Raw genomic sequence first — 9,015 nt, 5'->3', positions numbered from 1 at the left:
CCCGTCGCGGACGCCGTGGGTCGTCGCCTCGCTGGTGCTGGTGACGCTGCTGCTGGCGGGGGCGGCGCTGCTCGTCCTGCGCCCCGACCTGCTCCCCGGCACCGCGCCCACCGTGACCCCGGCGGCCGCCCCGGTGCCGGTGGTGGTCGCCCCGGCCGCGGCACCGGTCGTGATCCCGCCGACCACCTACGTGCCGGGCTACAGCCCGTCGCCGACGACGTCGCTCACCGAGCAGGCCGCCGCCGACAGCCCGCGCCTCGCCGCCACGGCCGGCTACTGGGTCCCGCAGCTGTCCTCCAAGCGCGCCGGCACCAGCGACGGCGGCATCACCTACGACGAGCAGGGCATCCTCGACCACTACCGCGGCCTCGCCGCGCAGTACCCGGGCGCCGCGCTGGTCTGGTCCGGCGACTGGCCGGTCTTCCGCAACAGCGACTACTGGGTCGTGGTCGTCGCCCAGCCCTTCACCACCGCGGCCGGCGCGAACGCCTGGTGCGACGCCCAGGGCTTCGGCTCCGACGACTGCTTCGCCAAGAAGATCTCCTGGAGCGACGGCCCCCAGGGATCGACGGTGCACCGGTGAACGCGCCGTACGCGCCGCGTCAGCGGACGCCGCTGCCGGACGGGCCCGTCCTGTTGCCGTGGCGGGCGTGGGCGCTGCCCGTCGTCGGACGCCCGTGACCGGAATCCACTCGGCCCCGCCCGCCGTCCGCGCCTACCGTCGACCCATGACCTCCGACGCGCACGGCACCGAGATCCGTACCCTCGCCGAGCTGCAGGAGATCACCGGGCAGCCCATCGCGCCCGCGCTGGCGAAGGAACGCGACCACCTCGTGGACGTGCACCGCGCCTGGCTGGCGGCGTCCCGGTTCCTGCTGCTGGCGACGTCGGGCCGCGACGGCACCTGCGACGTCTCGCCGAAGGGTGACCCGGCCGGTTTCGTGCACGTCGTCGACAACCGCACGGTCGCGATCCCCGAGCGTCCCGGCAACGGCCGCGTCGACGGCTGGCGCAACGTCCTGGAGAACCCGCACGTCGGTGTGATCCTCCTGGTGCCGGGCCGCAACGACACGCTGCGCATCAACGGCCGGGCCCGGCTCCTCCGGGACGCGCCGTACTTCGACGAGCTCGCCGTGAAGGGCCGCCGGCCGCTGCTCGCCTGCGAGGTCGCGATCGACCAGATCTACTTCCACTGTCCCAAGGCGTTCCTGCGCTCCGAGCTGTGGGTGACGACGAGCTGGCCCGAGCCGGACGCGCTGCCCTCCACCGCGCAGCTCGCCAAGCGGCTCGCCCGTCCCGACGAGCCACTGGAGAAGATCGAGGAGTACTACGGTGCCGGCTACGCGGCCCGGCTCTACTGAGGGTCGCGCAGGTTACATCGAAACCGCAGGTCAGACCCTGCACAATGGGGAGACGTGACACCCCCCGTACCGCCGCTGCGGCGGTCCCTGCGCGCCCTGCTGTCCGCCGTCCTCACCGCGCTCGCGATCCCGGTCGTGCTCGCGGCGGGTGCTGCGCTGCCACCTGCCGCGGTGGTCGTGGGGATCGTGCTGGCGGTGGTCGTCGCCGGGGTGGCCCGCACGCTGTCCTGGGTGGCCGGGGAGCCGATCGGCGAGCGGGCGACGGCGCTGGCCGTGGCCAGCGGCCTCGGCGCGGGGACCGCGGCGATCGCGCTGGGCGTGGTCGCGGTGTTCGCCGGCCCCGCTGTGTTGGTGCTCGTCCCGTTGCTCACCGGGGCCGGGGTCGCGACCTGGTGGGTCGCCCGCCGGGACGTACCGCCCGCGCTCTGACTCCATGATCACCGGTTGTGGAGTCCGGAGTGCACTCCACGGCCCCCGCGCTCCACAAACGGTGATCATGAGGCCGCACGGCGACTGCCACACGCCACCGGTCACGGACCGTCGTCGCACGGAATGGCACGAGAGACTGTTCCCCGGAGACGACGAAGGCCCAGGCTCGGCGGGAAACCTGCCGCTGACCTGGGCCTTCGTGTTCTGAGCGGATGACGGGAATCGAACCCGCGTATTCAGCTTGGGAAGCTGATGTTCTACCATTGAACTACATCCGCATGGCGTGAGATCACCCTAGCACCACGATCCGCGTACCTGTCACGGACCTCCCCTGCCCGGTCGTCGCACGATCCGACCACCGGGCGCGCGTGTCTCGACCCGGCCGCCCGGTCCGCGCACACTCGTCACCGTCGGTCAGACCTCGGCCGGAAGGCGACTGCGATGACGGTGTTCGACCCGACGTCGGGCGACGTGTCCGGGTTCCCCCCGGACCACGAGCACGACGTCCTGCTCATCGCCGGCAGCCGTCCCGAGGTCGCCCGGCTCGCCCCGGTCGCCGGGGCCGTCGCGGCGGCGGACCGCATCCGTGGGATCACCGTCGCCACCGGGCCGGACCCGATGTCCGTCCACGAGGCGTTCGAGGCACTCGGTGTCCCCACCGACATCACGATCCTGCTGCCGCTGGAGACCGGGCCCGGCATGGCCGACGTCGCCGCGGCGCTGTTCACCCGGCTCGACCAGCTGCTCGTCGACCAGGACCCGTCCGCGGTGCTGGTGCACGGTGGTGGGCTGGCGGCCGAGGTCGCGGCGACGGTCGCGTTCTGGCGGCGGATCCCGATCGTGCACATGCAGGCCGGCATGGGTACCGACGACCTGTTGTGCCCGTTCCCGCAGGAGGCGCACCGGCGGGTCATCGGCCAGCTCGCGTCGCTGTTCCTCACCACCAGCGGCTCCGCGCTGGGCAGCCCGCTCGGCCCGAACGTGCTGACGATCGGCGACACGATCAACTCGCTGCCCGGCCCCCGGCACCAGGGCTGTGTCGACGCGCTGGAGCGGATGCACGACCAGCACCGCAGGCTGATCGTCGTCGACCTGGCGAGGGCCTCGTCGTCGCCGGTCCTGCGTGGGATCGCGGACCTGCTGGAGCGGTACCCGCGGATCGAGATCGTGCTGTTCGGCGCGCTCGCCGCGGGGGAGGCGGCGCAGTCGCTCGGGACCCACCCGCGGGTGACGGTCGTGGCCGAGCCGGCGCTGCCCGACCAGCTGGCCGTGCTCACCGCGGCGACCGTCCTGGTGAGCGACGACCACGAGCTCGTGGTCGACGCACCGGGTCTCGGTACCCTCGCGGTCCTGGTCGACGGGCCGAACGTGCCGCAGCCCGGCGACTCGATCCGCAGCATCGCCGCGCACGACGCGGCCGCCGCCGTGGCGCAGGTGCTCGACGGCGACCACGGGCGCCGCGCCGCCGCGTCGGACGGGTTCGAGGCCGCCCGCGCAGAGCAGGCCGTCGCCTGGATGTTCGGGCTGACCCGCTCGCCGCAGCTGCCCGACGACCTCGTCGGCGGCGGCCGGCACAGCCCCGGTGAGGTGGAGTCGGACTCCGAGGAGTCCTCCGAGGCGTGACCGGGGGCCCTGGATAGGGTGTCGGCGTGCTGCTCTCCGACGGTGACCTGCGCAAGGACATCGAGTCCGGCCGGCTCGTGCTCGACCCGTGGGACGTCGAGATGCTCCAGCCGTCCAGTGTCGACGTCCGGCTGGACCGGTACTTCCGCGTCTTCCAGAACTCGCGCTACACCCACATCGACCCCGCCCAGCAGCAGGACGAGCTGACGACCCCGGTGGAGACACCGGACGGCGAGTCGTTCGTGCTGCACCCCGGCGAGTTCGTGCTGGGCTCCACGTTCGAGCGGGTCGGGCTGCCCGACGACCTGGCCGGACGCCTGGAGGGCAAGAGCTCGCTCGGCCGTCTGGGTCTGCTGACCCACTCCACCGCCGGGTTCATCGATCCGGGCTTCACCGGCCACATCACCCTCGAGCTGTCCAACGTGGCGAACCTGCCGATCACGCTGTGGCCGGGGATGAAGATCGGGCAGCTGTGCCTCTTCCGGCTGTCCAGTCCGGCCGAACGGCCCTACGGCACCGAGGGCGTCGGGTCGCGCTACCAGGGGCAGCGGGGCCCGACGCCGTCGCGCGCGTTCCGCAACTTCCACCGCACCGACACCCGGCGGGCCTGAGCTCGTCGTCGCCGTCGGGGGTGACGGCGTCGCTACGCTGGGCGGTGATGGACGCCGACCGCAGCTCCCCGGACCCGTGGGCCACCGGCCGCCGTCGGAGTGGCCGCCCCGACCGCGGCGTCCGCCGCGCCACCCCACCCCGGTACGACGACGCCGCTCCCGACCCGACCGGGCGTGGCGTCCCCACCCCCGGCACACCCGCGCCCGGCGCCGCCGGCGAGACCGCGGCCGGTGAGGGCGCGGGCCGTTCCGAGCCCGCCACCCCGCCGGACCCCGGTACCGAGCTCGTCGTGTCCCCCGTGGCCCCCCCGGAACCCGACCCCGGCTCACGCGCCCTCACCCGCCGGCCCGCACCCGACCCCGCGGACCCGCCACAGGCGGACCGCGGGACGGCGGAACGGGACCCCTGGGCCCCGTGGCGCCGCCTGCGCCCCCGCACCGTCCGCGGTGCCACCGCGCTCGGTCTCGCGGGTGCCGCGATCCTGCTCCTGCCCTTCCTCGACGACCCGGGCCGCTGGTGGGTCCCGGTCGGCCTCGGGTTCGGCACCCTGGTCCTGCTGGCCCTGCTGCGGCTGGACCGGCTGCTTCAGGGGTGGGCACCGCACGTCGCCGGGGTCGTGCTCGTCGCGGCCCTGGTGAACGGCACCCGGGAGAACCCGTGGGCGTGGGCGCTGGCCCTGTCGGTGGGGGTGATCGTCGCCGGAGCGCTGCTGCTGCCGCGCTGGACGGTGCTCGCCGCCGGCGTGGTGCTCCTGGCGGTGTCCGGGGTCGGCTACTCGTTCCGCTCGGCCGAGATCCGGCAGGACCAGGCCCGCGTCGACGCGCAGGCCGGCGCGCAGTTCCGCACCGACCTCGGCGTCGCCCGCCCGCAGCTCGCGCTCGTCTCGCTGGACACCGGGGTCGCCTCGCCGAACCCGGCCCGCGTCTGCCGGCTCGTCCAACCCGCCGCGCTCGACCAGCTCCGCGCCGCGACGGGTGCGGCGGGCTGCGAGGACGCCGTCGCCATCCTGCACGGGCGGATGCCCGCCGGGGCACAGGTCACCGTCCCGGACCGGCGTCCGGACCCGGAGGTGGCGGTCGGCGCCACCACCACCGTCGACGCCTGCCGCTCCGCCTGGGGGGCCGCCGCGCCGCAGCTGGGCCGGGTCGTGCTCACCCGGACCACGCCGTCGACGTTCCAGGTCAGCTCCTTCACCCTCTGCTGACCCCCATTCCCACGACGACGGCCGGGCACCCCGCGGGGTGCCCGGCCGTCGTGCGTGCGTGCGGTCAGTTCTCGTTCGAGCGCTGTTGCTCGGCCTGCTCCGGCGACGACCCGTTGGTCGAGCCGTTGCCGCTCCCGTTCCCCGACGACGCCGGGGTGCCGGTGCTCGACGCACCGTCCGACCCGGCCGGGGTGGCCGGGTCCTGCTTCGCCGACTCCTCGGCCACCTCGGTCTCCGGAGTGGCGACGGCCGGGGTCTCGGTCGTCGGCGCCTCCTCGGCGGTGGTCTCGGCCGCGACGGGCTCCGGGGCCGGGTCGCCCCGCTTCACCGCGGCGAGCAGCATCTGCGAGACGTCCTGGACCTGCACGGCCTCACCGGCGGTCTGGTTCACGCCGTCGGTCATCATCGTGCGGCAGAACGGGCAGCCGACCGCGAGCGTGCCGGACGGCTCCGAGCCGCCACCGGCCTTCGTGAGGGTCTCGGCGGCCTCCTCGGCGCGGGTGAAGTTGATGCGCTTGCCGATGCGCTCCTCCATCCACATCCGGGCGCCACCGGCACCGCAGCACATCGACCGGTCGCCGTGCCGCGGCATCTCGGTGAGCGTGGTCGTTCCGGCCGCTCCGGTCGCGTTGATCAGCGCGCGGGGCTCCTCGTAGACCTCGTTGTGCCGCCCGAGGTAGCAGGGGTCGTGGTAGGTGACCGGGCCGGTCTCCTCGCCCGCCGGGGCCGACACCGGGACCAGCTTCTTGTCCCGCACCAGCTTGTTGAGCAGCTGGGTGTGGTGCACGACCTCGTAGTGGCCGTCGAGCTGGGGGTACTCCCGGCCCAGGGTGTTGAGGCAGTGCGGGCAGGTCGTGACGATCTTGCGGGTGCCGGCCTCGCGGCCCTCGAACACGGTGTTGAGGGTCTCGACGTTCTGCTGGGCGAGCATCTGGAACACGAACTCGTTGCCCGAGCGGCGCGCGGGGTCACCGGTGCAGGTCTCCCCCGAGCCGAGAACGGCGAAGTTCACCCCGGCGCGGTGCAGCAGCTCCGCGGTGGCCCGGACGGTCTTCTTCTGGCCGTCGTCGAACGCGCCGGCGCAGCCGATCCAGAACAGGTACTCGGTCTCGGCGTCCAGCTCGCTCTCGACGACCGGGACCTCGAAGTCGAGGCCCTTGGTCCACTCGAGGCGGTCCTTGGCGTTCTGGCCCCAGGGGTTGCCCTTGTTCTCCAGGTTCTTGAACAGCGAGTTGAGCTCGGTGGGGAACTCGGTCTCGATGAGGACCTGGTAGCGGCGCATGTCGATGATGTGGTCGACGTGCTCGATGTCGACCGGGCACTGCTCGACGCACGCGCCGCAGGTGGTGCAGGACCACAGGATGTCGGGGTCGATGACTCCGAGGACGTCCTCACCGCCGACCAGCGGCCGGCCCGCGGCCTCCAGGGCGTCGACCGGGATGGCCTTGAGCCGCTCCTCGGCGCCCTCGCCGGTGATGCCGACCTCGTCGCCCGCCATGTCGCGGCTGCCGCCGGCGAGCAGGTAGGGGGCCTTCTCGTAGGCGTGGTCGCGCAGGGCGTTGACCAGCAGCTTCGGCGACAGCGGCTTCTCGGTGTTCCACGCAGGGCACTGCGACTGGCAGCGGCCGCACTCGGTGCAGGTGGTGAAGTCGAGCAGGCCCTTCCAGGTGAAGTCCTCGACCTTGCCGACGCCGAAGGTGTCGGTGTCGGGGTCGGCCTCCTCCAGGTCCAGCGGCTTGCCGTTCGACATCATCGGCCGGGTCGCGCCGAGGGCCTTGTAGCCGTCGTCGTTGCGCTTGAAGTAGATGTTCGGGAACGCGGTGAACCGGTGCCAGGCCACACCCATCGTCGGGGTGAGCGCGATGACGATCAGCCAGACCGTCGCGGACAGCACCTTCACCGCGGCGAAGACGGTGACCAGCGTGGTCGAGGCGGGCAGGACCGCGGACAGCGCGTAGGAGACCGGGGCGGACCAGACCGGCACGTCGAACGCGCCCAGGGAGATCTTCGCGCCGCGCACCACCAGGATGCCCAGCCCCTCGAGGAACACGATCGCCTCGACGAAGTAGGCGCGGCCCATGTTCGAGCCGTAGAACCGCGACATCCGGCCCTGCCGGTTCGGGTTGTTCGCCTGGCGGATGACGATCAGCGCGGCGATGCCGACGACCGTGCCGACGCCGAGGATCTCGACGAACAGCGAGTACACCGACCACTGCCCGATCAGCGGCAGGTGGAAGGTCGGGTTCCAGACCTCGACGAAGGCCTCGATCAGCGCCAGGAACAGGCCGCCGAAACCGACCATGACCAGCCAGTGGACGATGCCCACCTTGGTCCACTTGAGCATCCTGGTGTGACCCAGGGTCTCCTTGAGCATCGTCGCGAACCGCGGGCCGAACGGGCCGGTGCGCGTCGGGTCGGACTCACCGAGCCGGATGATCTTCACCATCCGGGTCACGGTCATCGCGACGAGGGCCACGGCGACGATCGCCGACAGCACGGTGACGATGCCGAGCGTGTACTGCACCCAGGTCATCTGGAGGAACCTCCCTGTTGAACACCCAGCGGTCCCTGCCGGAGCGTGGTGCTGCCGTGACGGATCGGGACGGGAAACGATGAACCGGTCCGGTGGCGTGCGTCGGCGAGGGCGCGGTCGGGTGCGCACGAAGTACCGTGCCGCCGGGACCGGGCGGGCCTCTCCATCGCAGTGCCTCCTCGGACCTCGTCGCCGCACTGGTGTGGTGGGGTGCGACGACGGTCGGGCGAAGGGTAGTGCGCCCGGCCTGGGGTCGCCCGACCCCGTCATGGTCGGGTCGTGCTTGTTACCGAACAGTAGCCAAGGACGACCATGACATCTCGGACCGGGGCCGGTCCCGCGGGGAGACACGAGTCACGCCCGATCGGCGCTGGTCCGACCGTGTCGACCCGATCGCGCAGCGTGGCGCACCGGTGGGCCGGGTGGCTCAGCCCCTAGGATCCCGTACGGGTCTCGTGGTCTACTCGCCTGCGGGAGCGACCGGGACAAGCGGACTGCCGCAAGGAGGAGCTGTGAAGACCTCGTACGAGGCGATCCAGCTGGTACTCGCCCAGGGCGGACAGCTGACCACGGTCAACCTCCGCGACTGGATCACGAACAACATCGTGCCGCTGATCCTGCTCGCGATCGCCGTCATCCTGCTGTGGATCGGTGGTCGTGGTGACAACGCCGGCGTGGCCCGGCGCAGCATCGGGCTGCTGGTGGGTCTGATCGCACTGGGCATCGCCGTGACCGGCAGCGGTCCGGCCATCGGACAGGCGCTGGCCAACCTGCTCGTGACCCCGGGCTGATCCGTGCTCGTTCGCACGGACGACGAGGTCTACCGCGTCGACGCCGTCTGGCTCGGGCCGCCGCGGGCCACCTTCCCCTGGCGTGCCCGCTACGTCAGCTACGGCGTCGGACTCCTCGTCATGATGCTGATCATGTTCGTCCAGCGCCGGCTCGGTATCGGCCTGGACTTCTTCTCCGTGGCCTGGGCACTCGTCGGCACCGTCGCGATCACCCGCCTGCTCGGCAAGAAGATCGACTACGAGCGGCCGCTGGGTCAGGTCCTCGGCCAGTTCTGGGCCGAGGTGACCGGGCCGCGGGCCGGCCGGAAGGCCGCGGGCGGATCGGTCCGCGCGGGGCACGTCCGCGTCCACACCACCCGTGCCCACCCCGGCGTCCCGTCGGCGGGTGGCCGGTCCCCCGCGCTGTCCACCGCGCAGCGCACCCGGATCGACGCCGCGGGGACGCGGCCGCCGGTCACCGTG

Annotated in this window: 9 protein-coding genes and 1 tRNA gene; 8 read left to right on the top strand and 2 right to left on the bottom strand. The window is 72.7% G+C overall.

The window, feature by feature from the left end; translation table 11 throughout:
• The 3 genes from GTW08_RS17390 to GTW08_RS17380 all read left to right on the top strand — a co-directional run.
• On the top strand, positions 1–583 hold a 583-nt coding region (locus GTW08_RS17390), incomplete at its 5' end, for a hypothetical protein (RefSeq protein WP_202417303.1).
• Between the two features lie 145 nt (positions 584–728).
• On the top strand, positions 729–1,361 hold the full coding sequence (locus GTW08_RS17385) for a pyridoxamine 5'-phosphate oxidase family protein (RefSeq protein WP_073576069.1): 633 nt from the start codon (positions 729–731) through the stop codon (positions 1,359–1,361).
• Positions 1,362–1,415: 54 nt separating this feature from the next.
• Positions 1,416–1,790 (top strand): hypothetical protein, encoded by a 375-nt coding sequence (locus GTW08_RS17380; protein WP_073576068.1) that lies wholly within the window; start codon positions 1,416–1,418, stop codon positions 1,788–1,790.
• Positions 1,791–1,997: 207 nt separating this feature from the next.
• Here GTW08_RS17380 and GTW08_RS17375 read toward each other — a convergent pair.
• Positions 1,998–2,068 (bottom strand) — tRNA-Gly (locus GTW08_RS17375).
• Between the two features lie 163 nt (positions 2,069–2,231).
• Between GTW08_RS17375 and GTW08_RS17370 the strand changes: the two genes are divergently transcribed.
• The 3 genes from GTW08_RS17370 to GTW08_RS17360 are packed head-to-tail and all read left to right on the top strand — an operon-like array spanning position 2,232 to position 5,229.
• The gene (locus GTW08_RS17370; RefSeq protein WP_073576067.1) at positions 2,232–3,413 is read left to right on the top strand and encodes a UDP-N-acetylglucosamine 2-epimerase; all 1,182 of its coding nucleotides are present in this window, start codon (positions 2,232–2,234) and stop codon (positions 3,411–3,413) included.
• A 26-nt stretch (positions 3,414–3,439) separates the two neighbouring features.
• Positions 3,440–4,024 carry a dCTP deaminase gene (dcd, locus tag GTW08_RS17365; RefSeq protein WP_062398841.1) on the top strand — a complete coding sequence of 195 codons (585 nt, stop codon included), beginning with the start codon at positions 3,440–3,442 and terminating at the stop codon, positions 4,022–4,024.
• A 47-nt stretch (positions 4,025–4,071) separates the two neighbouring features.
• Positions 4,072–5,229 (top strand): hypothetical protein, encoded by a 1,158-nt coding sequence (locus tag GTW08_RS17360; protein ID WP_073576066.1) that lies wholly within the window; start codon positions 4,072–4,074, stop codon positions 5,227–5,229.
• Between the two features lie 64 nt (positions 5,230–5,293).
• Here GTW08_RS17360 and GTW08_RS17355 read toward each other — a convergent pair whose 3' ends face one another.
• Complete coding sequence (locus tag GTW08_RS17355) at positions 5,294–7,762, bottom strand: heterodisulfide reductase-related iron-sulfur binding cluster (RefSeq protein WP_073576065.1); 2,469 nt, start codon at positions 7,760–7,762, stop codon at positions 5,294–5,296.
• A 512-nt stretch (positions 7,763–8,274) separates the two neighbouring features.
• Here GTW08_RS17355 and GTW08_RS17350 point away from each other — a divergent pair.
• Together GTW08_RS17350 and GTW08_RS17345 are read left to right on the top strand one after the other, a co-directional pair.
• A complete protein-coding gene (locus tag GTW08_RS17350) occupies positions 8,275–8,553 on the top strand; it encodes a hypothetical protein (protein WP_020622502.1) in 279 nt (92 codons plus the stop codon).
• Positions 8,554–8,556: 3 nt separating this feature from the next.
• On the top strand, positions 8,557–9,015 hold a 459-nt coding region (locus GTW08_RS17345), incomplete at its 3' end, for a hypothetical protein (protein WP_161152226.1).

The organism is Pseudonocardia sp. SID8383 (genome assembly GCF_009864975.1).
Taxonomy (GTDB): domain Bacteria; phylum Actinomycetota; class Actinomycetes; order Mycobacteriales; family Pseudonocardiaceae; genus Pseudonocardia; species Pseudonocardia alni.
The sequence above is the reverse complement of the archived record's forward strand: the minus strand, read 5'-3'. Positions and strand labels throughout refer to the sequence as shown.

Bases quoted from the DNA above. Each gene is read 5' to 3' on its own strand.
- GTW08_RS17385 (WP_073576069.1), top strand. From the start codon at position 729: ATGACCTCCGACGCGCACGGCACCGAGATCCGTACCCTCGCCGAGCTG.
- GTW08_RS17370 (WP_073576067.1), top strand. From the start codon at position 2,232: ATGACGGTGTTCGACCCGACGTCGGGCGACGTGTCCGGGTTCCCCCCG.
- GTW08_RS17360 (WP_073576066.1), top strand. From the start codon at position 4,072: ATGGACGCCGACCGCAGCTCCCCGGACCCGTGGGCCACCGGCCGCCGT.
- GTW08_RS17355 (WP_073576065.1), bottom strand. From the start codon at position 7,762: ATGACCTGGGTGCAGTACACGCTCGGCATCGTCACCGTGCTGTCGGCG.